A 24,833-nucleotide genomic window follows, 5' to 3' on the forward strand; every position below is an offset into this window, starting at 1 on the left:
TGCTATATTACTGCGCATTATTTTCTAGATCAGGACAACCCTATGGCAGCCTTTGGCACCGTATTCATGCCACAAATGACAATGGCAACTTTCGAAAATTCAGGTTGGAGTAAGCCTGAATTAGTCTCTTCTGACGCAATACAGTTACACCCCGGAGCCCATGTTCTGCATTACGCCAGCACGTGTTTTGAGGGGTTAAAGGCGTTTCGACATGACAATGGCTCTATCAATCTGTTTCGTATGGATAGCAACATTAAGCGCATGCAACAAAGCAGCCGTCTGCTTTCATTACCGGCATTTGATGTCAGCTTGCTGCAAAAAATGATTATAGATGTTGTGAAGCACTTTAGTGACGAGGTTCCAAAACCACCGGGGTCAATGTACATACGCCCTACTCACATTGGCACTGAAGCGGCAATAGGCAAGGCCGCTTCGCCAACCAGCTCCTCAATGCTTTATGTATTGTTATCGCCTGTCGGCGATTATTTTTCGGGCGACGATAAAACCCTACGCTTGTTGCTCGAAGAAGACGGTTCGCGTTGCGCAGCTCACATGGGTATGGTTAAAAGTGGCGGCAATTACGCCAGTGCGTTACAGCCCATTCTTCAGGCGCGGGAATCCGTGAATGCAGATCAAGTGTTGTTCTGCCCTAATGGCGATGTACAGGAAACTGGTGCCGCCAACTTCTTGCTTATTGACGGCAATGAAATAATCACCAAAGCATTGGACACTAGCTTTCTGCATGGCGTAACCCGAGACTCTATTCTTACCATTGCGCGCGATATGGGAATGACGGTGTCTGAACGCGAACTTAGCGTAGATGAATTGCTGGAACGTGCCTCAAAACCCGATAGCGAAGCGGCATTATCCGGCACCGCAGCGGTACTTGCCCCAGTTGGTACATTAATTCATAACGGAAAAGAGTTCCCCGTCGGTAACGGCAACTCAGGTGCTACCACCCTGAAATTACGTAAAGCACTGAACGATATTCAGTGGGGCAAAGCGGAAGATAAACACGGCTGGCTAACTAAAATCTAACCTTTAGGCGGCAATACCACCCATTCAGGGTCTTCAAATTCGCCTAAAGGTGTTATTTCACAGAATGGGGCAGCACTGCGAATAATATTAGCCACCTCGGAGTTATGTTGCCCTTCCATAGCGTCGCGTTTTTCTTTGCTATCCCACGACGCTATGGCTATTAACGTTTTGTCATCACCGACTTTGCGGTGCAGCTCCGTACCTCGGGCTCCTGGCGCTTGCTGAATAATTTTACTGGCTTTTACCCAGGCTTCTGCGTATTCCTCTGCCGTATGGCCTTCTTTAATACGAACTTGGAAAATATACTTCATAGACCCTCTTCTGGCACTATTTCCGTTTGTTCTCTGACTTAACCATTTTTAAGTAAAAGAAAATAGCGTAAAAAACACACATACCAATAACAATAGCTAAGCCTGTAAAAGAAAAAAAGATGACCGGATCTTTAAAAAATTCTTGCCATAAACTCATAGTTATTCCCCTGTTTGAATTCTTGCTGACAGTTTATTCAAACTTGACAGTGACGTTATTGATCCCAATCAACAACAGGAATAACACTGATTTTTTTAAGGGCTTTTTAGTTTGTTACTATTAAGTGCCAGAAAATGTTCATCTTTACAGTTAGTAAAGGTGTATAAAAACTTGCATCAATCCAAATTTTTGTCTTTCCTTAATAGGGAAATTCACTAAAAACCGAGGGTATTATGAGTAACAATCAAACGAAAGCAGAAGACGCAGTAAACAAGTCGGCAAATAAAGCTCACGAAACCATCGATAAAGTAGCAGATGCAGCAAAAGACGCTTCGGACAACTTAGGTGAAAAAGGGCAGGATATTAAAGCCACTCAGGAAAAATGGCTCTCAAGTGCAACTGACTACGTTAAGGAAAACCCAATTAAATCTCTGGGCATCGCCGCTGCAAGCGGTTACTTATTAAGTAGGTTATTCAGTGGCCGTTCATAAGCAAGCTGATGCGAACGAGACGGAGAGTCTGCTAAAACAAGTTCAGGCTCTGGAAAGCGAAGTTCGTGGTGTGGTTAAAGCTCAGCTCCAGCTTGCGGGTATGGAAACCCGCAGAGCTGGGGAAAGCTTTGTACGTATGGTCGCCTTTGCGGTGCTGGCAGCATGCTTAGTTTTCACAGCCTGGGCTGCTTTAGTTACAGCTGCTGTAATAGCGGTCGTAAACAGTAGTGTAGTGTCTTTGACAACTGCACTAGTTGTTGTTGCCGCCGCTCATCTGGTAGCGACTTTTTATATTATTAGACATATAAAACGCAGAAGTCGCGATCTGCTTTTTTCAGAAACCAGTAGCAGTCTCTAGGTGGAGGGCTTATGGCATCAAGCCTTGATTATCAAATAGCGCAAACGAAAAAAGAACTTCAGCTTCGGAAATTAGCTGTTAAGGTTCGTTCACAGGACGTTATTTCAACAACTCATGACAAATTGGCCTCTCCCACGGCGCTTTGTGTTGCCGTTGGTGCAGGCTTTTTAATCGGAGAAATGTCGGATAGACCGAAAGAGCAGACAGAGTCTTCCGGCGAGAAAAAATCTGCCACAAATACGGTTATTAAAGTATTGAGACTTATCGCTGGCGTACAAAGTGCCAGCAGTTTTGCAAAACATCTGTAAAGATGACCGTAAAGTCTCACAGTTACAGATATAGTGGGTGTGGTAATGATTTTTTAATAACAGGAGGTTACCCATGAAAAACTTTAAAATGGCACTACCAGCAAGTTTAATCGCAATTTCAATGCTGACTCTTTCGGGCTGCAGTGACGCTGAAACCGAAAAAGCGGAATCAAAAGCTGAAAAGGCGATGCAAGAGACTGAAGACAAAGCTCAGGAAGCCAAAAGCTACACTGAGGAAAAAGCTGAAGATGCCGGTGAATATGTTGATGATGCGGTCATCACCACTAAAGTCAAAGCTGTTATCTTCGAAGACGATAACCTGAACAGCATGGATATCAATGTTGAAACGAACAACGGAATTGTTCAATTGTCAGGTTTCGTTGAAAACGATGCCGATATCGATACCGCAGAAAACTTGGCGGCTACAGTGAAAGGTGTTAAAGACATCGAAAACGATATTCAGGTTCGCGAAGAAGATTGATATTTTTCAATATTCCCTGATAAAAAGCGGCTTTTCAGCCGCTTTTTTTATGCTCTTAAAACTAGAACGCAAAGTAGATTACGAGACTGTAAAAGATTTTGTGTAAATGGCTGACTGCACTGTTAAATCCGGTCCTGGTACATAATCTCGAATTGCGCCATGGCCGGTTTCCAGTTGCGTATGGGCATCGTCCACTTTTTCGATGCCTGATGCAAGGCTAAGTACAATACCTTCATGATAGCCTCATCATTTGGGAACGACCGGCGAGTCTTGGTAATTTTACGCAATGACGCGTTCAGCGATTCGATGGCGTTAGTGGTGTAGATAGCCTTACGTATCTCCGCCGGGTATTCGAAGAATACGCTTAAGCGTTCCCAGTTTGCCCGCCATGAGCGGCTTATGGTCGGATGCTCTTCATCCCACTTTTCAGCGAACTCTTCCAGCGCCTGCTCTGCTGCAGCGCGGGTGGCAGCGCCATAAATTAGCTTTAAGTCAGCTGCGATAGTCTTGCGTTGCTTCCAGTTCACGTAACGCAACGAGTGGCGAATTTGATGCACGATGCACAGTTGCACCTGAGTTTTCGGGTAAACCGCTTCAATGGCTTCAGGGAAGCCTTTAAGGCCATCGCAACAAGCGATAAAGATATCATCGACGCCGCGATTTTTAAGCTCGTTCATCACAGATAACCAGAATTTAGCGCCTTCGGTTTGCGCCATCCACAGGCCAAGGAGCTCTTTTTCACCGTCGGTGTTAATGCCAAGCGCCAGGTAGACTGACTTATTTTGAACAACGCCAGAGTCACGGCTGCGAACCACCAGGCAATCGAGGTATACGACCGGGTAAAGCTTTGCCAGTGGTCGATGTTGCCAGGCCTTTACTTCCTCCATCACCTCGTTTGTAACCTGAGATATGAATGTGGGGGATACTTCAACACCGTAGGCTTCTTCGAGGTAAGCCTGGATATCCCGAGTAGTCATGCCTCTGGCATAGAGCGCGACGATGCGCTCATCGAATCCGTTAAGCTGGCGTTCGCCCTTGCGGACTAATTTAGGCTCAAAGCTACCGTTGCGATCACGGGGAATATCCAGCTCGACGTCACCGTTAGTGCTACGAACAGCCTTCTTGGTTTTACCGTTGCGGGAGTTACCGCTGTTATTGCCGGCCGCATCATTTGGGGCGTAGCCTAAATGGGCTTGCATCTCGGCTTCTAAAGCGCGTTCAGCGACTTTCTTGGTAAGCTGCTTGAGCAGCCCAGCTTCACCTAAAATGTCTTCTGGCGAGTCACAGCCATCAAGCAGCTGATCGATGAGTTTGTCTGATATTGGCATTCTGATATCCTTCTGCGATATTGGTAAGAATGCCATTTACACAGATATTTTTACACTCTCTAGATTACTGATAACTTTACGGCAGAACAAAAATAAGAATCCTAACTATGTCCGAAAATGCATTTAGCAATAACGTCGTAACACCTGAAAACCTTCCGCAAGTCAATTCTCAGTCCTTTACACCACTAAGTAACACCTATATTAAGGTCAATTTAATGTGTCGCTTAGTTTTTTGGTTGATGGTGGTGAGTGCCTTATTAATTCTTTATTGGCAACCTTGGGTTGACCTTCCCACGCTGCTCGAGCTTTATTTGCCTCAGATACAGTTAGCAGCCGGAGGGCTTGGCTTATTAAGTTCGGCTTATGGCATCTTAGCTGACAAAAACAAAGGTTATGCAATACGTGAGCACGACTTTAGCTATCGCAGTGGTGTTATATTCCAGTCAGTAGTCAGTCAGCCCATTTTACGTATTCAGCATGTTGAATTAAAACATGGCCCCATTGACCGCCACTTTGGATTGGCCAGTTTGGAGATTTTTAGCGCCGGCGGTGCCATGCACACTTTCGCAATACCGGGATTACCAGAAGAAAAAGCTCGCGAAATCCGTTCCTACGTACTAACCCATAGCGATGTCGCAGCAAATGACTAGTTCCCAGAACCAATGGCTGAAGCTATCACCCGTGGCGATTATTTATTTCGCTGTTCAGTTCATCAAAACCATTGGTAACAATTTATTTTATTTACTGCCGGCGATTTTTGTTGGCTACAACCAGTTTTCTGAAAATGCCATAATATTAGTATCGGGACTTGGCGCTCTGTTAGTCCTTGTTGGCATCTCCGCTTTGCTCAAATTTTATTTCTATCAATACCGGTTGAGTGAAGGTCGAGTTCAGATCCATTCCGGCGTGTTTCAGAAAACGCATATCGACCTTCCCTTCGAGCGCATACAGAATGTCCGTTTTGAACAGCCTATTTTTTACCGCCCGGCAAATCATGTCTGTATGCTTCTGGACACCGCTGGTTCCAATAAACTCGAAGCAAAAATTATTGCTTTACCCAAAAACATAGCTGAATCTCTAAAGCAAAAAATACTTGCTTATAAAACCGAGGGCACCCAGACAGAAAATGACCACGAACCTCAAACTCATCAGGAACAGCTTCTAAATTCACGCTCCTTACAAGACTTAGTTATTCATGGTCTTGCCAGCAACCGTATTTGGATTGTGCTAGGTGCTTTAGCCCCTTTCTTTAACTCACTTTCAGAACAGTTTATCGAGCGCATAGAAAGCTTTGGGGTGGATGTTGATGCGCTTATGGCCTCTTCACAATACGCATTCTGGCAGTACATACTATTTTTCTTTTCTATCGCTTTTGTAATTATTGCTCTAATAGCATTAATTTCCGTCTTAGGCTCTGTAATTACCTTCTACGACTTTAAGTTAACTCGCAGCGACGATCGTTATATTCGTCGCAATGGATTTTTTACCCGCCACGAAGTCGTTATGAAGTTGTCGCGGTTGCAAATGATTGCTTTACAGCAAAACTGGCTTGACCGTTTGCTACAAAGAGTTAACTTGAAATTCGAGCAACTCAATGCCAACTTTGAACGCCAGTCGGCCGGAACTACGGGTGGAAAAATTATTGTGCCGTCGGTTACTCTCGAAGAGGCACATAACTTGGCAACGGAAACCTGGCCCAATAATCAGTTAAGTACAATAAACTATAATCCGGTCAGCAAGCGACTCGCTATTAGAAACACGCTCATCGCCTTTTGGCTGTTTGTCCCTCTTGCCTCCGTGCTTACTTATTTTGAAAAAACAGAACTGGCAACAGCTTCAATTGCTGCTTTAGTGCTGTCTACGGCCTTTATCATTCTGGCTTGGAAACGCCGCGGCTATGCAATTGACAATAACTTTATTTATCTCAGAATGGGCCTTATTGGAGTGAGTTATCGCTGCTTCCCTATTCATAAAGTTCAACAAACAACCTTCTCGCAAAGCTGGTTTATGCGCCGTTTTCAGTTATGTTCAGTAAAGTTTGTACTGGCTTCAGGCGTGCAAACGCTACCTTTTATTAACGCTCGAATTGGTGAAGAGCTCATAGACTCCTGCCTTTATCAGGTGGAAGCATTAAAAAAATCCTGGATGTGATATGGAATTACCTTTCTCGCAAGCCTGTGAAAACAACAAAGACCCGATACTTCGGGTTCTTAAAATAGCGTTTTCAGACTGTACTCGTGTTCTGGAAGTAGGTAGTGGTACAGGACAACATGCCGTGTACTTTGCCAGCCAACTCCCTAATATTCATTGGCAAGCCAGTGATCAAGCAGAGTACCTACCGGGAGTAACGGCCCGGATAAAACGGGAAGGTGTAACTAACCAGCCATTACCGGTTGAGTTTAATGTATTCGCAGACGCGCCGAATGGAGTTTTCAACGCTCTTTTCACCGCAAACACCTGCCATATTATGCCCGAAGAAGGGGTTGAAAGGCTTTTTGAGCATTTGGGAGGCGACCTTAGCAGTGTGGAGCGTTTATGTATTTACGGACCTTTTAACGATAACGGTCATTTTACCAGCGACAGTAATCGCCGCTTTCACCAGTCGCTGCAATCGCGTAACAGCGACATGGGAATACGTGATTGGCAATGGATTGCGGAGCTGGCCAATCAGCAAGGCTTTGAGCTGAAAAAGATGCACACTTTGCCAGCCAATAACCAGTTGCTGGAATTTCAACGTTAGCCCTTTATCAGTCAAGGGCTAACGAAGACGAAAACCCGTTATTGAGTATTAGGAACAATACGTAATTCTACCCGACGGTTTAACTGACGCCCGCTTTCGGTATCGTTATCAGCAACAGGCATACTTTCTCCATAGCCTTCGGTTGTGACCCTGCGTGAGTCCACGCCGTTACCTACTAAATTATTGCGTACGGCATTAGCACGATTTAACGACAGTTGCTGATTGTATTCAGCAGAACCTCTACTGTCGGTGTGGCCTTCTATCAGCATGGTAGTTTTTTCATACTTTTTCAGTACTCGCGCAACATCATCGAGTACTGGATTGAAGCTTTGAGAAATATTTGCACTGCCGGTAGCAAACGTAATGTTACTAGGTAACTGCAAACGAAGGTTATCGCCGTCACGTATTACCTTCACACCACTGTCAGCCAGCTCTTCGCGAAACGCTTCTTCCTGCTTATCCATGTAGTTACCAATGGCACCTCCGGCCAACGCGCCTACCGCCGCACCCCAGACATAACGGCTTTTATCATGATCGCCCGTGCCTTTACCCAGCAAAGCACCGGTGACAGCACCAATAGACGCGCCTTTCTGGGTGTTAGTCATATTTTCACAACCAACAAGTGCTAACGAAGAAAACATCATAGTCAAAACTAGCTTTTTCATACTCTAACTCCATCAAAACAACGAATGCCCTGAAAACTAGCATGCTTTAGTGTAGTCACTGATGAGATTTTCGGATTTTTTACATGACTCTTTTTTCTTAATGTCCAACAGTGGTACCTTATAAAAAGTAATAGCTGATATACGCGTTTCCATCAATATGATAATAACTGACCCTACCGAGGCTCGTAAGGCTCTAATGACATTCTTACGGGACAATGCTCCCGTAACCGTCATTACCGGCGCTGGCATAAGTACAGACTCGGGAATCCCCGACTATCGTGATAATAAAGGCGAATGGAAGCGAACGCCTCCGGTTCAGCATCAGGATTACATGCGCAGCGAAGCGGTACGAAAAAGATACTGGGCCCGAAGTTTATTTGGCTGGCCGGTGCTTTATCACGCTAAGCCTAACTCAGCGCATTACGCAATAGCCGAATTGCAGCAGCACGGACTTATTGACTGCGTTATTACACAGAATGTCGACGGCCTGCACCAAAAAGCCGGAGCCACTCGTGTCATTAATTTACATGGATACGCTAACGATATGGTCTGCATGAGCTGTCGGGAAATAACCCCACGGTTGGAGATGCATGAACGCAGCCTTAAATTGAACCCGGACTTTGCCGCTTTAGAGGCAACCGCCGCACCGGACGGTGATGCTGACCTTGAGGCTGACTTTGAACAATTCAAAGTCGCCGCCTGCCAAAGCTGTGGTGGTATTCTAAAACCCGATGTCGTCTACTTTGGTGACAACGTGCCTCGCCCAAGGGTTGAGGAAGCACAAAAGGCTATAAAAGACAGCAACGCCCTGCTGGCTATTGGTACCTCACTTATGGTCTTTTCCGGTTATCGCTTTGCCCGCCAGGCTTACCAAAGTAATCAACCTGTCGCGCTGTTAACTCTGGGAAAAACACGCGCCGATGACCTGGCAACACTAAAACTGAACTGCTCTATAAAGGACGTACTGGCGTGAACCAGCGACGGTTATTCTTTCGAGCTTAAGCGCCCGTTATGCCATTAACGGGCTTTGGGGGAAGCAAGAGTATTAAATATTCGGCTTATACTCAAAACCTTCCTCAGCCTGAGAGTCAGAGAAGGTTTTTATTTTCTCTTTATGGTTCAGCATGGCGTTAACCAATGAATTTGGAAACACTTCAATACCGTTGTTAAAGTCTTCTACGTTCTGATTAAAGATGCGAATTGCCGCACCAATGTTTTCCTGCTGGTCGGTAATTTCTCTCATCAATTTCTGATAAGTTTCTGAAGCCTTCAGTTCCGGGTAGTTCTCGACGGTAACGTTAAGGCTTTTAAGCAGCTCACCAGTTCTGGCTTCCGCCTGCTCAAGTTTTGCCGTATCGACCTTACCACTATCCAGACCCTGCAGAGCGCTGCGCAGTTCGGTCACTTTAGTCAGAGTGCCCTGCTCGAACTCTTTATAGTCTTTCACGACATCTTCTAAGTGCGGAATAATTTTATTTTTCTGACGCTCTTGTGTAATAACGTTAGCCCATGCTCTTTCAACTGCGTTTGCACGGCTAATAATAGCGTTATAAATAGCAATAATGGCTATTACTAAAACAGCGGCTATGCCAATAGCTATCCATGTTCCTGTCATTGTTTTACTCCTAAAAGTTACTGTCCAGTTTGGTCATTACATAGTGGATAAAATCAAGCGATGCCTTTAACTTTGCAAATTCCTGTTCGCCTTCTAAGGCCTCAATAAAGGTTTCATAGTCGCATATCTTGGCGTCTTTAGTTGTTGCAATAAGGTCTTTGTCTGCAAGCGAAAGACACAAATCACCGGCGTCATTCACCTCGAAGTTCATTTGCGATAGTACTTCAGAAAACTCTTCAAAAGCGATAACCACGGTTGGTTTCATCGCTTTTGCAGCTTCTAATTCACTGGCGGCTACCACTTTAAACTCTTTGTTAAACCGGTTGGAGGCTGGCTTATAGGTGGCTTTTCCTGCCCCAGGAAGGCCAAAACCTACAACAGCAACATTGCGTAACAAGCCGAAAGGCAAAATAAGCCCGTAACGATCATAATGATCGTACACTTTCTTTTTGCGGGTTTTTACATTGCCTCTACTGTCAGTGTATGTCTCTGTAACGATACGTTCGTCAACATAATGAAAGTGGTAATACTGGTACTTAAAAGAGTACTCACTGCCGCTGTAGCTTCCATCGTAAAGCGCGTGAATTTCACGTTTGTAATTCCCCCGATTAAAGTCACTGAAGCGCTGCTGGAATTCATTTGACGCGGTTCTGCTCTCGAATACAGCAGGCGACAAGTCATTATCCAGTAAACCATCACGTTGCAGTAAAGCATGCGACGCTTTGGCCATAAGCCTGCCCGGGTAAAAAGCGGTAATTCCGGCAACCAAAGTTAAAACACTACCTACAGCCAGAATAATCCAGGTACTTTGCTGAAAACGTTGCCACTGAGACCAGCCCCAGTATGTTAATGCGGCGGTTGCCAACAGAAGAACAGTAAAGGCTATCCAGTAAGCTTTCATATTAAACTGGTAGCTTCCGGAAAAGGCTTTCAGGTCATCAATAACCGCGTCGAGATTTTCTCTGGTGCGACTGTTAAGCGCCTGCGTTTCAGTGTGCTTTAGCAATTCAATAAGGGCTTTGTTGTTTTTCTGATAGAACACGGCAATCAACATAAAAATTAGTTAAAAATAAGTAGCCAGTTTAATGCTTCGGTCTTTTCGATACCAGTCAATATTTGTAAAACTATTCCCATAACGAACTGATTTTATGACTCTAAATGGTACTAAAAGACGAAGTTCATCCTAACTAAATGTGTTTTTATAATTTCTGGTAAGATGCTTACTCCTGTGCAAATAAAGACGCCATTAAGGGGTAATTAATGAAAGCTGTCATACTCGATGCAGAAACCCTGGGCAAGGGTATTGATCTTTCCGCCATCGAAAAGTCCGTCGACGAGCTGGTTTTATATGATTCAACAACGGCCGAGCAGGTTAATGAGCGGATTAGCGATGCTGAAATTGTTATAACGAATAAAGTCGTCATTAATGAACAGACCATTGAGTCGGCTGGGCAGTTAAAGCTAATTTGCGTGTTAGCCACCGGAATGAACAATATTGACTTGGCTGCAGCAAAAAAACTGAATATTCCGGTTAAAAATGTTGAAGCTTACGGTACAGAAAGCGTGGTTCAACACACTTTGATGATGATGCTTTCGCTGGCCACTAAGCAACCCGTTATGCAAAAACGTGTTGCAGCCGGCGACTGGCAGCATTCGTCCATGTTTTGCCTGTTAGACCCATCCATTATTCAACTGGCCGGCAAAAAGTTAGTTATTGTCGGTTCTGGCGAGCTCGGCCAGGAAGTGAAAACTCAGGCGGAAGCTTTGGGTATGAAGGTTGAGTTCTCAGCACGCCCCGGAAAGAAAGATGACCCGCGGTCAACGCTAAATGAGCTACTACCTTCGGCTGACGTTATCTCTTTTCATTGTCCGTTAACAGATGACACCAAAAACTCACTTAACGCAGATAACCTCAAACTTTGTAAAAAAGACGCACTCATAATTAATAATGCCCGAGGTGGTGTTATCAATGAGCAGGATGTTACCGAGGCGCTACGAATGGGAGAAATTGGTGGTGTTGCCGCTGATGTTCTGCCTCAGGAACCACCAAAAGATGGTAACCCCTTGCTGGATGCGATGGACGAGGGATTAAACCTGATTGTCACGCCTCACAACGCCTGGACATCACCTGAAGCGCGGCAGCGTATTGTGAAGCTTACTGCCGAAAATATTCAGAGTGTTCAGGGAAATAACTAACATTAGGTTTAACTTTTAAATATTAACGTGTTGGCAGCCGCTTCCACTCTGCCAACACGCATTAGTCAGGGTTAATGAGTGTCCGATTAAGGGAATTCACTCAGTTCAAATTCATCCTCAAAGCGCTCCTCTTTCAACCTGCCATCGTCGTAAACCGAGATTGAAAACGGCTGCCCCGATTCTGTATAAGACCAGCTTTTTCCATGTCGCCGGTCTCTTTTATACTCGCTGATATTGTATAATGCGCCTTGGTCAGTGAAGTTGACAACAATACCGTCCAGGTAGCCCTCATTGTCGAATGACTCAATACCACGCAAGTAGCCTTGTGGAGAATAAGTACGCCACTCCCCTACTTTAACGCCGTTTTCATAGCTTCCCCGGGATATTTCATAAGGCGCATAGCCGAGGGCAACTTGCCACTCTCCTTCGCGTTTACCCTCGACATACTCGCCTTCGACAACGATTTCACCGTCGGCGTATTCCTGGTAAGTCCCATCTAACAAGTCATCTTTATAGTGCTCGCGTAAACGCAAATCACCATTTTCACCATAAACTTCACGGACACCATCAAGCTGACCCTCGTCGTCGTAATGCTCGTTTATCACACCGTAACTATCTTCTGAAACCCACTCACCAACTTTCTTTCCGTGATCGTATTCACCGGAGGTCGTAACCTTTCCCTCTTTATCGGTTATTGTATAGGGTCCATGTCGCTTACCTTCAACGAAACAAACTTTTTCCAGACCATTCCCATATCTGGAAATATAAAGGCCATGCAAATCGTATCCTTTAAACTCCCGACGGTCTCTCACGTTTCCATCTTCGTCATAACTCTCATTTAACCGCCAGCTGTTATCAACCGCCTGGCGGCTTAACCGGGTTAATTGTCCAGAATCATTGTACCGCTTACGCTCATCAACAAGACCGTGCTCTGAGGTTTCAATATGTTCCCGTGAGCGGGTTAACTGACCATTTTCATCATAACTGCGGGACGTAAGCAGTTTTCCATCGTCGTTGCGCTCTTCATAGTGCCTTAACTCACCATTTTCGTAATACAGCTTAGTTTCACCTATCCGTTTACGGTTTTTATATTCTTGTGTTCGTTTAACTGAGCCATTTTCAAAGTAGTCAGTCGATAAACCATTAAGCACACCATCGACATAAGACGACTTCTTGACCAGGTTGCCGTCGGAATCCCAGCGTTTCCCTATTCCCTGTTGCACATCATCTTTGTATTCCGCTTCATACTTAACCTGACCATTTTCATAATAATGGCGTTTTAAACCATTACGTTCACCATCTTTCATGGTTTGCTCGGTCAGCAAATAACCAGTCGATGCATAATTTCTATAAGGTCCATTGAGCTCACCGTCTTTATAGGTCATCTCTCGTATTTTACTGCCGTTTTCCGCATAAACAGTGGCTTTACCTTGCTGCTCACCGCTCGTATCCCGATAACCTTCTGACCTTAAACCACCAGATTCAAAGTAGGTTTTATACGGTCCGATCGCTATCGCCTCAGCAAAATTAAGGGAATCAGCACCGGATTCATAATAGGGGCCGCCATCAACGTAGTTAATAAAAAGACGAAAACCATCGTCTGTCTTTTCGACTTTATCTAATAAATACCTGGCTTCACTTCTGTCATCGGTAGGTTGTAATTCATCGTCCAGCCATTTTATTTGTCTCTCGGCTTCAGCCACTGTTTTTGGCGCTTCGTTATCCCGACCACTTTGCTCAGCAGAAAATGCAAAGGCATTAGACACGATGAAACTGGAAGCTATGGCAAAAAGTACTTTACTGAAAGTCATTAGTTAGCCTCCTGCAAAGATTCAAAATCAGGCATAGGGGGCAGTTGGTGAATCCATTCTTTTTTTACCGGAGCACCTTTAGCAATAAGTTGCTCAACTTTCTCTACTCGCCCACCAATACGTAAAAAACCATCATCGGACACAAAGTCGCTAAACTCTGTATTCAAGTAGTCGACAGAATAGCCTTCATCGTTCTGTGGCAGGACGGCTAACGCCTTCCCGTTGACGTTCAAAAAACGATACTTTCTTAAGAATTCACTCATAGCCACTTCTGCATGCTGTTCTTCCCAATCTTCACCCAGCAAAGATTCAACCGGAATCATCCAGCTTTTTTCACCTAAAGCGATATCGACTGACTGCCATTCCGGCTGGCCGTCACAACGAAGTTTTAAGGCAATGTCAGTATCATAGATAAAACGCTGTACACCGTCGTCTGTCATTAATTGATAGACCACTTTTTTCGGCATTTTTAAATGCGAAACAACATTACGTCTGTTGGGATCAGCGTTTTCTCTCATCACCAACTCACTTTTATTGCCCTCACTCCGGGCTTTTGCGTTCAGTTTACAAACAGCCGCCTGTTCTGGACTTAAAGTTAAATACAACTGGGGGCGGTCAAAACTGGTGGGCTCTAATTCATCCAGCGCAGACATAGAGAATTTAAGCTCCTGATCGTTAATCGAAAATTCCATCTCATCGGATTTGAACAAAGGAACGGTATCAACCGGCGCTATCGTCGTATCACTTCGGAGCGTTTCTTCATCATAAAAAATAACTTTCTTCTCAGAAATTTTATTGTCTGTAACATGGTTAAATTTAAGCTCAATTGTTTCAGGCAGCTCATTCTCAAAGGTCAGTTGCATCTTCACTGAGTAACGGCCGCTTCTCGTAATAGCCAAAGCCCGGCTTTCAGCATCGGAAACCCACTGCGGAGAGCTTTCATCTTTTGAAAAAGTTGACAATACAGCACCACTAACGCCATTTACCTGACTATCGAAGTAAGCATCGTTAGTTGACGTTAATGTTAATTCGAAAACGTTATCGTCTTCGGTCGGTACCAAGATAGCTTCAGCCCCCTCCATATTAATGCTCGAGCCTTCTTTTCCTATCGGGAAGTCAACAATTTCATAACTTGTCTCGTAGCGTTCCAGAGTCGCTTCTATTGATGTCATTTGCCCAAGGTTGTCAACGACATCTGTCCACCCCAGAGGAAGCGCGTGTATTGTCGTCTCTGTTTTCTCATTATTGATATCCGCGTAGGTGAAAATAGCGCTTTCGTACAAGTCAATATCCAGCGGATTACCGTCATGATCCTTGGCTGTAAGCTCTTTCACTTTAATCGACATTGACCCCATTTGTTCAAAACTCACCCCCGGGTGAATATATCTCATAGAAACCCGGCCGCTATATAACTCTAACTGCCCGGCATTATTCGCAAACACCTCAGCATCACTGGCTCTATCATTTGGGTTCAATTCACTAAAATCTGTATTGTCTATTTCAAAAGGTTCTAAGTAACGCAGGTGCTCGAGATCCTGGCCGTACAACCAGTCTTCCGGAAACATCGAAGTTACCATTCGCATTGAGCCGTTGGATACAGGCAATTCTTCGGGAAGCGGCATATCCATAATCATGGTTAAGCGCTCAGTCCAGCCGGTCGCGCGATCTAAAATGACATAACCAAAAACACGCGCTTCATTATTGTCACCAGTAGCAGACAGTGTCACAGTGCTGTTGGTAAAATCTTCAACCTTAAAGGTCATTTCAGGTAAAGGACTTTTTAATTCAACTAACTGCGTCGCGCCTTTTTCAACTTTTAAGCCAGTAATAAACCCCGGACGTCCGAACTCGTCGTTTAATATTTCTTGTAAAGGATCCAACCCCTGCTTACCAAAGTTTTCCGGCTCCTCATGAATGATAAAATCCACCATTGCGCTAGTGTCTTTATCAATATCAACCGTGAATCCGGCATCCATCATTTTCCGAATGCTATCACCAGAACTTCCGCGATTATCATCTTCAAAGCTCGTAAAATCTCCTTGCGGAAATTCCATTCGCATAAACTGAGGCTTCATGCTTATGCTGTAGACATCGGATTTATCGGACACTTCATAGTCCAGTAACATCATAGTTTTGAGTCTTTCTGAACGTTTACCGTAACTGCTCTCAACTTTGATATTGGTATCTGAGTACAGTTGGTAACGCCGCTGTTCACCGTCCTCCGGTTTAAAGGATAAGGTCGTTGGAGGACCACTTTCTGAACAAGCGACAACGAGCAGAGCCGAAAAAGCCACGAATGATAGGCGCCCTAACATAAGCTTCCTTAAAATTTATAAACAAATATGAATAAAGTCATATGATAAGCAGTATTAAATCCTGGCTCAACACAGCCCTTGCACCTTAACAAGTTCTTTACACTGATAACTCAATATCGCACGTAACAGAATTTTCCTGACTGTGGCTTTCAATTTAAACGATGTGATGCTTCCAGCGGGTACCAGAACGTGATTATCGACATGAATGCCGGTGAAAGCCGCAGAAAAACAGGTAAGGCTCTGAGTAATAAGGCCTTACCTGTTGGTAACTTAGAAGCTAACGGTAACACCAAACCAGAAGTTTCTGGCTTTATCTTTCACATTGTAATCATCCGTGAAAACAACTTCGCTAACGGCGCCTCGTCCGGTGACATACTCAAATTCACCATCACCGTTAAGGTCCGTATAAGTTGTTGAGTAGGTTGTGAAATCTCGGTCAAATAAATTATTGATGCGCAGATTCAAATCTACCGACTCGGTTAACTTGTAGTTAGCACCCAGGTTAAACAAGCTGTAGTTTTCGAAGTACAGTTGTTTATCGGTAACACTGTCATAACCGCGGTAACGATCTGAGCGGAACTCCCCCTGTAAATAGATGGCAAGGTTATCTGAAGCGCTCCAGTTCAGCCATACATTGGCCATGTGCTCAGCTGTATTCGTTAAAGGCTGACCAATCTGGCTACCGCTTTTCTGCTCGCTGTCGGTCCAAGTGTAGTTACCTCGTACTGACCACGTCTCATTAATAGTATAGTGACCAGCCACTTCAACGCCCTGTACATCCACTTCGTCAATATTGATACGCTGATACCAGGTGTCATAGCCCAGTTTGTTATATTCACCTAAGTTGACGCAGGGACGCTCACCACCAGTTTTTTCACAACTAACGACTGCATCACCATAAGCAATTTTATCCTCGAAGCGCGTATTAAAGTAAGTGATGTTAAAGTTATGGTCACCGTTGTCTGAGTTCCAGTAAAGTGCAATTTCAGAATTTATGCTGGTTTCAGGCTCCAGCTCCGGGTTACCGGCAAAAGGCATAGTTCCCTGTCCACCGAACCCAACGATACCATCATACAAGTCGGTAGTTTTTGGCGTTTTATAACCGGTGCTAACGCCACCTTTGAGCGTCCATGCAGGGCTCAGGTTATAAACTGCGTATAGACGCGGCGATACCTGGCTGCCAAAAACATCATGGTCGTCGTAACGAACACCGCCGGTCAACGTGAAGTCGGCAATTGGCATCCAGTTATCTTCCACAAACAGGGAGTACATTTTCTGTTCTTGAATGGCGCCAGCATTTCCCTCCTCTAAACCAAATACACCGTCTTCCAGTTCGCCATCAATAAGCTGACCACCAATAACCAGGTTATGATGCCCCGCAAAGCCTGAAACAGGAATGTCCAGTCGTGCATCAACGGTATATTGACTGCTGTCTAGTTGGCGAGCAGGTCTTGGTAAAAAAGTTTCCTCCGCAATTGAGCGTCGCTCATCTTCGTCCAAACCAGCATATTCACCCGTGCCATCGTACATTTCCTGCAGCAATAAACGCTCATCCACGCTTAACGGCAAGGTTCTGCCATTATTTTGTGTGTCTACATAGGATAAAGAAATCATGCTGGTACCAAACGACCAGTCAGCATCATGTGCTAATGACCACCAGGTTCGATCAAAAGTCTGATCCGCCGCGTAGCCTGCACGAGGGTTTACATTTCCCCCACGCGTCTGCCAAAGAGACTCAATACTGTCTTTTGTGCCCAAGGGGTAGGTAATGGTGTCGTTTTCTACATCATAAGAAGGCGTGTTGTCGTAAGACTGATGTGAGTCATCGTAATCGAACTTTATGTGATGGTTCTTTGCTGGCGTGTATGACAATGAAAACCCATAGTGCTCGTCTTTGTTGTCAACAGTACGCCCGCCACTGCCAAAACCCAGCTGACGAACATGTACCGTGCCATTTGGGTCAACTGCCGGCTCAAATTCTGGCGAAGACGCTTGCTGGTCATACAGGCTTCCACGGACTCCCAGACTTAAAACATTCTTAATTAACGGACCTGTGGCACTGAAATCCGTTGTAAAATCATCACCAAAGTTTTCGTTAGTTTGCATGCTACGCCCGAAGGTTACAGCACCTGACCAGTCTTCCGTGTGTTTTTTAGTAATGACGTTAATGACACCACCAAGCGCATCGGCGCCATATAAGGTGGAAGCCGGACCACGGATAACTTCAATTCGGTCAATGGTTTCCAGTGGAGGAATATGGTTAAAGGCATTGCCACCGAAATTATTCGGATAAATATCACCATGATTGTTTTGTCGTATACCGTCCACCAGAATTAAGGTGTAGTCGCCGGTTAAACCGCGCATGCTGATACTGCCCTGGCCGGTTTTGTCGCGGCTGGTTCCTATGTCGATACCTTCCTGATACTTCACCGCATCGAGCAATGAAGTGAACGAGCGCGAGCGTATTTCTTCATTTGAGATAACAGAAATACTTGCAGGTGCTTCGGTAATTTTCTGCTCAAATCCAGCGGCTGTTACGACAATACGCTCAATATCGTCAGGAACCGTGTATTCGTCTGCTAAGACACTACTTCCTAGAGCCGATGCAATAAGTATTGCCAGTGAGCTGGGTACAAGTTTGTCCATTTCTGTTTATCCTTAATTTTGTGAGTTAAGCGGTTGCGTATGCTACCCATGCTATTTACAAATGTAAATACAAATAACAATAATTCGTATTAGCAAAACAAGTAGCGAGCTAAATCATCGTTTTTTTCGTAGAAGAAGAACCTGTATTTTAAGTAGCTGGAGTGTAGTTTTGACGAATTTGGCTTTTGACGTTTATGGCACGCTTATCGACGCGCAAGGTGTGGTTTCAACTTTAAGTTCATACCTTGGCACAGACAAAGCAGAGAGTTTTTCGAGTCGTTGGCGTGATAAGCAATTAGAATATTCATTTCGTCGCGGACTTATGCGGCAATATCAGGATTTTGCCGTTTGCACTAAAGAAGCCCTCGAATTTACCAACAACGAATACGGCTCGCCTTTAAATGAAGAGCAAAAAGAAGACTTGCTTGATACCTATACGCGTCTGCCTGCATTTGATGATGCCAGGACGGCGCTTAGCAAGTTGAGCTTATCGGGTATGGGTTGCTTTGCTTTTTCCAATGGCAGCCAGGAGGCCGTTTCCGGGTTACTGGAGAAAGCCGAATTGAGCAGCTATTTTAAAGACGTTATAAGCTGCAGAGACATTAAAAGCTTCAAGCCTGACCCGGAAGTCTATCAACATTTTCTTGATAAAACGGGCAGTCAGGCCGAGAGCACCTGGCTTATCTCCAGTAACAGTTTTGACATTATCGGGGCTAACGCCGCTGGCTGGAAAACCGCCTGGGTAAAGCGGACTAAAGAGGCTCAGTTTGACCCTTGGGGAATCGAGCCTACCATTACCGTAAGCTCGCTTTCGCAGCTGATTGAAAATATAAAATAAGGTTTAAAACTCGTACGACAGTTCAAAGCGAACGGTTCTTGGCTCCATTACGTGATAATGCAAGTCTTCCACACCGGTTGCTGGCTCGCCCGGCAACCGGGATGCATAAAAGTAGTCTATATCATGATCATTGCTGTCAAACACATTAAGAACCTGTAAGTTCATCGCCCATGCGTTCCACTTTTTACCCAGCATAAAGTTTACAACCGTCGAGCTGTCGGAACGCTCTGAGTTATCTTCAACCAAGGGGCGCTCTCCCAAATAGCGCAGACGAACCGTTGCAAACCAGTTATCATCAAAGCGTTTTGTCACGCCCAGTTGAAGAATGTCTTCCATCGCACCGGGTATTTCCTGTTCAAGTACCTTGCTGTCATCAAATTCAGCATCGGTATAAGCGTATTCAAGATCAAAGCTTAGCTGGTCACTGTAATTGTAATAGGCAGCCAATTCGATGCCCTGCCGTTTTGATGAACGGCTGGCTTCTGTATTACCAGCGTCTCCCACAAACAATAATTCGCTGTCTTGTTCTAATGACCACAGTGCCAGTGAACTGTTAAATTTCGCACTAGGTCGCCAGCGCACACCAACTTCATAACCAAAGGTTCTGACCAATGGATCAACCGCATCAACGGCGTCGCCATTATTCGGGTCAACACTTGTCACCGTGCCTCGTGCATCGTTGGAATGAAAGCCCTGCCCCGCTGACAAATACAGCTCCGCGTCGTCAGTTAATAAATAGTTGGCACTTCCTTTAAAAGACCAGAGGTCATCCGAAGTTTCACCGTTGTTCGGAGCAAGAGCTACGTTATAGATATTCGTATCAACTATGGAGTTAACGTCAAAATCAAAGTAGTCATAACGCAATGACAGGTTCGTTCTCAGCCTGCTGGTCCACTGATAGTCGTAGCTGGCATAAACGCCGGTGCTCCATTCTTTTACCTTGTCGCTTCTTACCGTACCCAGTCGCTCCCGTTGTTGCGACTTGTGCAAACCGACTTCGCCAATATCGTCGTAGCGGGTTGAAAAACCCAGAGTAAGATTATTGTCCGGATGCCAACTACCTGATGCCCCGTAAATTTTTCTGTCATCAACTTGCTCAAACTGGTCGCCCAGCACAGGATCATCAAGGTAATACGTAAAGTTTGAGAATAACGATAACTCGTAGTCGATAACATAGGCGGTTAGCGCGTAGTCAGCCGTTGTGTAAATGGCATTGACGCTGTAGCGGTGAGTTTTGCCGCCTAGAGCGTCATCAATAGAACCCAGCTCATCAATAATGCCCTGACTAACCGCCCGGGAAGGAATTTGGTCAGCACTGTTCCACTCATTCTCGTAACCCATAGCTCCAAAGGTAAGCACGCCCTCAGAAGTACGGATGCTGTGACGTACGACCGCATTAATTTTATCAACGTCCTCGTCAATATCCGTCCAGGGGCCATCATAAGTCTGATACTCAAGCCCGTATAAAGTTGTACTAGTACTGTTCTGAGCAACACTGTCAGCCAGCAAAACTCGCTGGTAAGCGTCTTCACCCAGGCTCACTTTTGCAAGGCCTTTTTTCCGCTTCATCTGGGTACTAAAACCCACGCTGCCGGCACTGGAAAAATCACCCACGTCGCCGTGATAAGAACCTTTCTGATAGGTCACCTGTTCAATCAGCTCAGGAATCAGAAAGTTAATATCGGTATAGCCGTGACCGTGTCCATGAGTTGGCATATTAACTGGCATACCATCAATATAAGTGGCGAAATCAGTGCCGTGGTCGAGGTTGAAGCCACGTAAAAAGTACTGGTTCGCTTTGCCGCTGCCACTGTGCTGAGTTGCACTCATTCCCGGAATCAGTTCCATTAACTCGCCGGTGCGCAACATAGGCCGAATTTCTATTTCAGGTTGCCCCAGCACACCTTCAGAAGCCGACATGGCCTGCCCCAGCAAATTCGCCTGATGCCCTGAAACTAATATTCGTTCAATACCATCGTGCGCAGCTACCTGCGCGGAGTTAAACAAAGCACCTGAAACAACCACAGAAAGAAACGCGAGCTTGAAAGTCTTCATTGACGGAATTATCCCTTCTCAAAATTTTTCGCAGTTTACCTTACAGAAAGCGCTCGCGGTGAAAATTTGAGAGCAAAAGACTGAATCTGGCGACAAAGTTAAGCCAATCAGTAACAATACAAATGATAATGATTTTCATTACTATGTATTTTATGGTTTAATACTGCTCTGACAAAAACTAAAAAAACACTTTTACCATCATGAAAGCACGATTCAGAGACAGTATGACCTGGCTCCATACGTGGGCTGGATTAGTTGTAGGCTGGATACTGTTTGCGGTTTTTCTGACCGGAACATTAGCCTATTTTCAGTTCGAGATTACACAATGGATGCTTCCCGATGTAAAGCAACATGCAACGCCCGAAAAAGCAGTTGCACAAGCACAAGACTACCTTGAAGAGCAAGCCGCTGACTCGCCAGGCTGGTCTATTACTTTGCCCGACGAGCGCTCCACCGCCACGAAAGTATTCTGGCGTGACCCGAACTCCAGTAATGGCCGTGGTTTTGAGTTCGCCGTTCTTGACGGCGATGGTAAAAAAATTGAGCAACGTGAAACCCGCGGCGGCAACTTCCTTTATCGTTTTCACTTCGATCTTCACTATATGCCGGTATATATTGCCCGTTGGCTGGTCGGCCTATGCGCCATGCTTATGCTGATAGCTATAATTACCGGCGTAGTCATACATAAAAAGATCTTCAAAAACTTTTTCACCTTTAAGCCAGCTAAAGGTCCGCGCAGCTGGCTCGACGGGCATACTATTACGTCGGTATTCGCTTTACCTTTTCATATTATGATCACCTACACCGGCTTAGTGACATTAATGCTGATGTATATGTCCTCGGCCGTGTCATTAAGCTATAGCGACAGAAGTGAGTTTTTTGACGCCTTACAGTCTCAGCCTTCTAAGCTACAGGCTAGTGGCGAAAGCGCAGATTTGAATAACTTGCAGGAGCTTTATTTTAAAGCGCGGGAACATATAAAGGGTAACCCCATTCGTTTAGTTCGAGTGAATTATCCCGGAGATACGAATGCCACCGTCACTTTTCACGAAGCGCGTACCCAATCGCTTATGTCAGACTATACGAGGCTGACTTATTCAGCCGTAACGGGTGAGCAATTGCATGTCCAGCGCGTTGAGAATAGTGCGGAGCTTACACGGCGTACCATGATAAGCCTACACGCCGGTCGCTTTGCCGATACTCAGCTGCGTTGGCTGTATTTCTTCTCAGGAATTATGGGCACCTTAATGATAGCCACCGGTCTGGTCTTATGGTTTGAAAAACGCAAAAAGAAACTGCAAGCCAGTGGCAACCTGTCATTCGGTCATTACTTAGTAAGCGGGTTAAATGCAGGTTTTATTATGGGCCTTCCCCTTGCCGTTGCCACCTACTTTCTGAGTAATCGGTTACTGCCAGTAGCGGCCGATAACCGGGCTGAACTTGAAATTGCCTGGTTCTTCTTTGGCTGGTTGTTAATGGTCTGCTATCCGCTGCTTCGCGGCGCCAAAAAAACCTGGCGAGACGGCGCACTCCTTAATGCTCTTGCCTACCTAAGCTTGCCCTTTATCAGCTTTATTACTGTCGACCGGCACCTTCTGAATTATCAGTACCCGCGCGACTGGCCTTTATTTGGCATGGATATCAGTTTCATTATAACCGCAATCGCGTTTTTAGGGCTTACCTGGTATCTGTTTCGCAAATGGAATTCAAAGGAGACGCAAAATAATGTTGAAAGATAAAATAGCAAATGCGCCGTCTAAACTGTCCGTAAGTTATCGAGTTCTGCTAGCAACAGTCGGTGGGTTTATTTTTACGCTTATTGTTACAGTCTTCACGCCTGAACTGTTTTTATGGGCTTTTGGCTGGAATAAAGCCACAAGCTTAATGTGGATGATGCTACTGAGCTTTGGCGTCTACTGCGGTCTGGTTATGTGGATTATTGCTACTCGCAAGTTACTGAAAACAAGTCTCATACTGTTGCTGTGTGGCATTGCTCTGACTATTGGCTTTACGCAACTGCAGTCACATAATTCAAACCAGCCAACCTCAACAGAGGTGACATCATGATATCGATTATCCTTTGGCTTCTGAGCATTACGGGATTTTGGTTATTGTGTATTGTCACAGCCCGGCACCGAAAGCTATTTCATTTGAAACCATTAAGCCAGCGTGCCGAGCGGCTCTATAAAGTTGTAGGCTTTATGTTGCTCGGTCTTGCACTGGCCGGCACAAGCTTAATGCCAAACCCTGTAGACGGAATACTGGTCTGGTTTGGTATTCTGACTTTCGCCTCACTGCTTATTTCCGCGCTATTAGCGGTTCAACAGCAACACGGTCTCGGAGTTAATAAAAGCCGCAGGCGGAACCGCCAAAACACTTGAAGAAGATGACTACGGTGACTTATTTCAGGTTGTTGTTAACGGTGACAGCGTAGTGACAAACAGGCTTTATGTTCCGGTTGTGCGTTAGTAAAACACACAACCGGCAAATAGCCCTGCTACCGCAACATATTATTCCCAGTGCGTTCTGAACCAGGACATCATTTCGCTTCATATATCGACAGTTTATGGCAGTGGCTGATACCCTTTCCAGTCCGGTACCAACGGCTGTTGTTCACCGTCAAACTCAAGCGTCACATAGTGGTTATCTACCAAATCAACGCACAAGCAGTCGTCCACCGCCAGTAAGTCGTCTTTATGAATCTGCTCAGCGTCCGCTAAGCCAGCTTTGGAAACTTGTGCGCGAGCCAGTTGCTTTGCGGATTGCGGTGAGTCTGCGACCACTACTGTAAAGTCATGATACTCGGCCAGCTTGTTCGGAAAATAACCACCGAAGTTAACGAAATACAAGCGTTTTTCCGCAGGTTTCTCAGGCGCTTTAGAGGTAAGCTGAATGCGATAGCCATCCACATGGTGCAAATGAACAAAGCTGTCCAGGTGCAGTCCTTTTTGCGTGCCGAACCAGCCTTTTCGAATAGCCGGATAAGTCTCTTCCATGCTCTGCCCTACTACAAAGCGAATGTCATGCAACTCAATGTTGGCTCCAGGCGCCGTGCCGCCCACATAAACTAAAAAGAGTTTGTTATCGGTTTCGTTCATTGTCTTCCCTTACTAATTGCCAATAAAACAGAATCGGGGCACGTTATGGCCGTCTATGTTGACCGTTTCCACGAACATATCAAAGGGTCGAACCCAAAGCTTTTGCTCACCGTAAAGGGGCTGATAAAGCACCATCCACTCCTCAGTTTCGCTATGGCGAGCGACATCAATAACGCGGTAACGTCCGCCTTTGTAGTGTTTGTAAATACCCGGCTTTATGGTCATTTGGGTTTATTCCAATGCTTATGGTTACTAAAATACTTTGAAAACATGTTACCAAAAGTTGTCGTTTAGCGGATAATCTCCTTTGTAATGGAAAATTAACCGGTATTTAATTCATGCGCAGCTTTAATCTATTTCTCACTCTTATATCTTTAATTTT

26 protein-coding genes are annotated in these 24,833 nt (G+C 45.2%); 14 read left to right on the forward strand and 12 right to left on the reverse strand.

All coding sequences use genetic code 11. The features are described 5' to 3' along the window. Positions 1-42: 42 nt before the first annotated feature. Positions 43-1,038, forward strand: coding sequence for a branched-chain amino acid aminotransferase (locus U0358_RS08180; protein ID WP_322405940.1), 996 nt, complete (start codon positions 43-45; stop codon positions 1,036-1,038). Here the strand turns inward: U0358_RS08180 and U0358_RS08185 are convergent. Both U0358_RS08185 and U0358_RS08190 read right to left on the reverse strand, forming a co-directional pair. Continuing rightward, the gene (locus U0358_RS08185) at positions 1,035-1,349 is read right to left on the reverse strand and encodes an antibiotic biosynthesis monooxygenase family protein (RefSeq protein ID WP_317497161.1); all 315 of its coding nucleotides are present in this window, start codon (positions 1,347-1,349) and stop codon (positions 1,035-1,037) included. The genes U0358_RS08180 and U0358_RS08185 overlap by 4 nt on opposite strands. A gap of 16 nt (positions 1,350-1,365) precedes the next feature. Then, a complete protein-coding gene (locus U0358_RS08190; RefSeq protein WP_081423223.1) occupies positions 1,366-1,506 on the reverse strand; it encodes a DUF3149 domain-containing protein in 141 nt (46 codons plus the stop codon). A gap of 233 nt (positions 1,507-1,739) precedes the next feature. Here U0358_RS08190 and U0358_RS08195 point away from each other — a divergent pair, with 233 nt between their 5' ends. The 4 genes from U0358_RS08195 (at position 1,740) to U0358_RS08210 (ending at position 3,144) form a co-directional block, all read left to right on the forward strand. Beyond that, complete coding sequence (locus U0358_RS08195; RefSeq protein WP_317497162.1) at positions 1,740-1,997, forward strand: ElaB/YgaM/YqjD family protein; 258 nt, start codon at positions 1,740-1,742, stop codon at positions 1,995-1,997. After that, positions 1,984-2,355, forward strand: a complete 372-nt coding sequence (locus tag U0358_RS08200; protein WP_322405942.1) for a phage holin family protein — start codon at positions 1,984-1,986, stop codon at positions 2,353-2,355. Before U0358_RS08195 ends, U0358_RS08200 begins: the two co-directional genes overlap by 14 nt. Positions 2,356-2,366: 11 nt before the next feature. Next, on the forward strand, positions 2,367-2,663 hold the full coding sequence (locus U0358_RS08205; RefSeq protein WP_317497164.1) for a hypothetical protein: 297 nt from the start codon (positions 2,367-2,369) through the stop codon (positions 2,661-2,663). A gap of 73 nt (positions 2,664-2,736) precedes the next feature. Then, the gene (locus U0358_RS08210; RefSeq protein WP_317497165.1) at positions 2,737-3,144 is read left to right on the forward strand and encodes a BON domain-containing protein; all 408 of its coding nucleotides are present in this window, start codon (positions 2,737-2,739) and stop codon (positions 3,142-3,144) included. A 122-nt stretch (positions 3,145-3,266) separates the two neighbouring features. Here U0358_RS08210 and U0358_RS08215 read toward each other — a convergent pair whose 3' ends face one another. Beyond that, positions 3,267-4,472 carry an IS256 family transposase gene (locus tag U0358_RS08215; protein ID WP_322405945.1) on the reverse strand — a complete coding sequence of 402 codons (1,206 nt, stop codon included), beginning with the start codon at positions 4,470-4,472 and terminating at the stop codon, positions 3,267-3,269. A gap of 107 nt (positions 4,473-4,579) precedes the next feature. Between U0358_RS08215 and U0358_RS08220 the strand changes: the two genes are divergently transcribed. The 3 genes from U0358_RS08220 to U0358_RS08230 are packed head-to-tail and all read left to right on the forward strand — an operon-like array spanning position 4,580 to position 7,212. After that, complete coding sequence (locus U0358_RS08220; protein ID WP_317497166.1) at positions 4,580-5,122, forward strand: PH domain-containing protein; 543 nt, start codon at positions 4,580-4,582, stop codon at positions 5,120-5,122. Next, complete coding sequence (locus U0358_RS08225; RefSeq protein WP_322405947.1) at positions 5,115-6,623, forward strand: PH domain-containing protein; 1,509 nt, start codon at positions 5,115-5,117, stop codon at positions 6,621-6,623. The genes U0358_RS08220 and U0358_RS08225 overlap by 8 nt, the downstream gene beginning before the upstream one ends. A gap of 1 nt (position 6,624) precedes the next feature. Further along, positions 6,625-7,212, forward strand: coding sequence for a DUF938 domain-containing protein (locus U0358_RS08230; RefSeq protein WP_322405948.1), 588 nt, complete (start codon positions 6,625-6,627; stop codon positions 7,210-7,212). A gap of 38 nt (positions 7,213-7,250) precedes the next feature. On the opposite strand, the gene U0358_RS08235 is transcribed toward U0358_RS08230, so the two are convergent. Beyond that, positions 7,251-7,877 carry a YiaD family glycine zipper/OmpA-like lipoprotein gene (locus U0358_RS08235; protein ID WP_322405950.1) on the reverse strand — a complete coding sequence of 209 codons (627 nt, stop codon included), beginning with the start codon at positions 7,875-7,877 and terminating at the stop codon, positions 7,251-7,253. Positions 7,878-8,034: 157 nt separating this feature from the next. Here U0358_RS08235 and U0358_RS08240 point away from each other — a divergent pair, with 157 nt between their 5' ends. Further along, positions 8,035-8,850 carry an NAD-dependent protein deacetylase gene (locus U0358_RS08240; protein ID WP_322405952.1) on the forward strand — a complete coding sequence of 272 codons (816 nt, stop codon included), beginning with the start codon at positions 8,035-8,037 and terminating at the stop codon, positions 8,848-8,850. Between the two features lie 72 nt (positions 8,851-8,922). Here the strand turns inward: U0358_RS08240 and U0358_RS08245 are convergent, their stop codons facing one another. Both U0358_RS08245 and U0358_RS08250 read right to left on the reverse strand, forming a co-directional pair. Then, on the reverse strand, positions 8,923-9,492 hold the full coding sequence (locus U0358_RS08245; protein ID WP_322405953.1) for a LemA family protein: 570 nt from the start codon (positions 9,490-9,492) through the stop codon (positions 8,923-8,925). A gap of 10 nt (positions 9,493-9,502) precedes the next feature. Then, positions 9,503-10,546, reverse strand: coding sequence for a hypothetical protein (locus U0358_RS08250; RefSeq protein ID WP_322405955.1), 1,044 nt, complete (start codon positions 10,544-10,546; stop codon positions 9,503-9,505). Between the two features lie 206 nt (positions 10,547-10,752). Between U0358_RS08250 and U0358_RS08255 the strand changes: the two genes are divergently transcribed. Next, positions 10,753-11,688, forward strand: a complete 936-nt coding sequence (locus U0358_RS08255; RefSeq protein WP_322405957.1) for a D-2-hydroxyacid dehydrogenase — start codon at positions 10,753-10,755, stop codon at positions 11,686-11,688. Between the two features lie 86 nt (positions 11,689-11,774). On the opposite strand, the gene U0358_RS08260 is transcribed toward U0358_RS08255, so the two are convergent. The 3 genes from U0358_RS08260 to U0358_RS08270 all read right to left on the reverse strand — a co-directional run bounded on the left by U0358_RS08260 (position 11,775) and on the right by U0358_RS08270 (position 18,460). Continuing rightward, positions 11,775-13,499, reverse strand: a complete 1,725-nt coding sequence (locus U0358_RS08260) for a toxin-antitoxin system YwqK family antitoxin (RefSeq protein WP_322405959.1) — start codon at positions 13,497-13,499, stop codon at positions 11,775-11,777. Further along, positions 13,499-15,814 (reverse strand): hypothetical protein, encoded by a 2,316-nt coding sequence (locus tag U0358_RS08265; protein WP_322405961.1) that lies wholly within the window; start codon positions 15,812-15,814, stop codon positions 13,499-13,501. The genes U0358_RS08260 and U0358_RS08265 overlap by 1 nt, the downstream gene beginning before the upstream one ends. A 270-nt stretch (positions 15,815-16,084) precedes the next feature. Further along, positions 16,085-18,460, reverse strand: a complete 2,376-nt coding sequence (locus tag U0358_RS08270) for a TonB-dependent receptor domain-containing protein (protein WP_322405963.1) — start codon at positions 18,458-18,460, stop codon at positions 16,085-16,087. Positions 18,461-18,629: 169 nt separating this feature from the next. On the opposite strand from U0358_RS08270, the gene U0358_RS08275 reads away from it, so the two are divergent. After that, the gene (locus U0358_RS08275; RefSeq protein ID WP_322405965.1) at positions 18,630-19,298 is read left to right on the forward strand and encodes a haloacid dehalogenase type II; all 669 of its coding nucleotides are present in this window, start codon (positions 18,630-18,632) and stop codon (positions 19,296-19,298) included. Positions 19,299-19,301: 3 nt separating this feature from the next. On the opposite strand, the gene U0358_RS08280 is transcribed toward U0358_RS08275, so the two are convergent. Then, on the reverse strand, positions 19,302-21,353 hold the full coding sequence (locus U0358_RS08280; protein WP_322405967.1) for a TonB-dependent receptor: 2,052 nt from the start codon (positions 21,351-21,353) through the stop codon (positions 19,302-19,304). Positions 21,354-21,577: 224 nt separating this feature from the next. Here U0358_RS08280 and U0358_RS08285 point away from each other — a divergent pair, with 224 nt between their 5' ends. From U0358_RS08285 to U0358_RS08295, 3 genes are read left to right on the forward strand one after another with little or no spacing between them, the layout of a single operon-like run. Continuing rightward, positions 21,578-23,092 (forward strand): PepSY-associated TM helix domain-containing protein, encoded by a 1,515-nt coding sequence (locus U0358_RS08285; protein WP_322405969.1) that lies wholly within the window; start codon positions 21,578-21,580, stop codon positions 23,090-23,092. Then, a complete protein-coding gene (locus U0358_RS08290) occupies positions 23,079-23,420 on the forward strand; it encodes a hypothetical protein (protein WP_322405971.1) in 342 nt (113 codons plus the stop codon). Before U0358_RS08285 ends, U0358_RS08290 begins: the two co-directional genes overlap by 14 nt. After that, a complete protein-coding gene (locus U0358_RS08295; protein ID WP_322405973.1) occupies positions 23,417-23,734 on the forward strand; it encodes a DUF3325 family protein in 318 nt (105 codons plus the stop codon). Before U0358_RS08290 ends, U0358_RS08295 begins: the two co-directional genes overlap by 4 nt. Positions 23,735-23,917: 183 nt before the next feature. Here the strand turns inward: U0358_RS08295 and U0358_RS08300 are convergent, their stop codons facing one another. Both U0358_RS08300 and U0358_RS08305 read right to left on the reverse strand, forming a co-directional pair. Next, complete coding sequence (locus U0358_RS08300; RefSeq protein ID WP_322405975.1) at positions 23,918-24,451, reverse strand: DUF1543 domain-containing protein; 534 nt, start codon at positions 24,449-24,451, stop codon at positions 23,918-23,920. A gap of 12 nt (positions 24,452-24,463) precedes the next feature. Further along, positions 24,464-24,676, reverse strand: coding sequence for a DUF1653 domain-containing protein (locus U0358_RS08305; protein WP_322405977.1), 213 nt, complete (start codon positions 24,674-24,676; stop codon positions 24,464-24,466). Positions 24,677-24,833: the final 157 nt, after the last annotated feature.

Source organism: Idiomarina sp. PL1-037, assembly GCF_034422975.1.
Lineage (GTDB): Bacteria > Pseudomonadota > Gammaproteobacteria > Enterobacterales > Alteromonadaceae > Idiomarina.

Coding starts and splice junctions, on each gene's coding strand:
- U0358_RS08180 (WP_322405940.1), top strand. CDS start 43: ATGGCAGCCTTTGGCACCGTATTCATGCCACAAATGACAATGGCAACT.
- U0358_RS08185 (WP_317497161.1), bottom strand. CDS start 1,349: ATGAAGTATATTTTCCAAGTTCGTATTAAAGAAGGCCATACGGCAGAG.
- U0358_RS08190 (WP_081423223.1), bottom strand. CDS start 1,506: ATGAGTTTATGGCAAGAATTTTTTAAAGATCCGGTCATCTTTTTTTCT.
- U0358_RS08195 (WP_317497162.1), top strand. CDS start 1,740: ATGAGTAACAATCAAACGAAAGCAGAAGACGCAGTAAACAAGTCGGCA.
- U0358_RS08205 (WP_317497164.1), top strand. CDS start 2,367: ATGGCATCAAGCCTTGATTATCAAATAGCGCAAACGAAAAAAGAACTT.
- U0358_RS08210 (WP_317497165.1), top strand. CDS start 2,737: ATGAAAAACTTTAAAATGGCACTACCAGCAAGTTTAATCGCAATTTCA.
- U0358_RS08215 (WP_322405945.1), bottom strand. CDS start 4,472: ATGCCAATATCAGACAAACTCATCGATCAGCTGCTTGATGGCTGTGAC.
- U0358_RS08220 (WP_317497166.1), top strand. CDS start 4,580: ATGTCCGAAAATGCATTTAGCAATAACGTCGTAACACCTGAAAACCTT.
- U0358_RS08225 (WP_322405947.1), top strand. CDS start 5,115: ATGACTAGTTCCCAGAACCAATGGCTGAAGCTATCACCCGTGGCGATT.
- U0358_RS08230 (WP_322405948.1), top strand. CDS start 6,625: ATGGAATTACCTTTCTCGCAAGCCTGTGAAAACAACAAAGACCCGATA.
- U0358_RS08235 (WP_322405950.1), bottom strand. CDS start 7,877: ATGAAAAAGCTAGTTTTGACTATGATGTTTTCTTCGTTAGCACTTGTT.
- U0358_RS08240 (WP_322405952.1), top strand. CDS start 8,035: ATGATAATAACTGACCCTACCGAGGCTCGTAAGGCTCTAATGACATTC.
- U0358_RS08245 (WP_322405953.1), bottom strand. CDS start 9,492: ATGACAGGAACATGGATAGCTATTGGCATAGCCGCTGTTTTAGTAATA.
- U0358_RS08250 (WP_322405955.1), bottom strand. CDS start 10,546: ATGTTGATTGCCGTGTTCTATCAGAAAAACAACAAAGCCCTTATTGAA.
- U0358_RS08255 (WP_322405957.1), top strand. CDS start 10,753: ATGAAAGCTGTCATACTCGATGCAGAAACCCTGGGCAAGGGTATTGAT.
- U0358_RS08260 (WP_322405959.1), bottom strand. CDS start 13,499: ATGACTTTCAGTAAAGTACTTTTTGCCATAGCTTCCAGTTTCATCGTG.
- U0358_RS08265 (WP_322405961.1), bottom strand. CDS start 15,814: ATGTTAGGGCGCCTATCATTCGTGGCTTTTTCGGCTCTGCTCGTTGTC.
- U0358_RS08270 (WP_322405963.1), bottom strand. CDS start 18,460: ATGGACAAACTTGTACCCAGCTCACTGGCAATACTTATTGCATCGGCT.
- U0358_RS08280 (WP_322405967.1), bottom strand. CDS start 21,353: ATGAAGACTTTCAAGCTCGCGTTTCTTTCTGTGGTTGTTTCAGGTGCT.
- U0358_RS08285 (WP_322405969.1), top strand. CDS start 21,578: ATGACCTGGCTCCATACGTGGGCTGGATTAGTTGTAGGCTGGATACTG.
- U0358_RS08290 (WP_322405971.1), top strand. CDS start 23,079: ATGTTGAAAGATAAAATAGCAAATGCGCCGTCTAAACTGTCCGTAAGT.
- U0358_RS08295 (WP_322405973.1), top strand. CDS start 23,417: ATGATATCGATTATCCTTTGGCTTCTGAGCATTACGGGATTTTGGTTA.
- U0358_RS08300 (WP_322405975.1), bottom strand. CDS start 24,451: ATGAACGAAACCGATAACAAACTCTTTTTAGTTTATGTGGGCGGCACG.
- U0358_RS08305 (WP_322405977.1), bottom strand. CDS start 24,676: ATGACCATAAAGCCGGGTATTTACAAACACTACAAAGGCGGACGTTAC.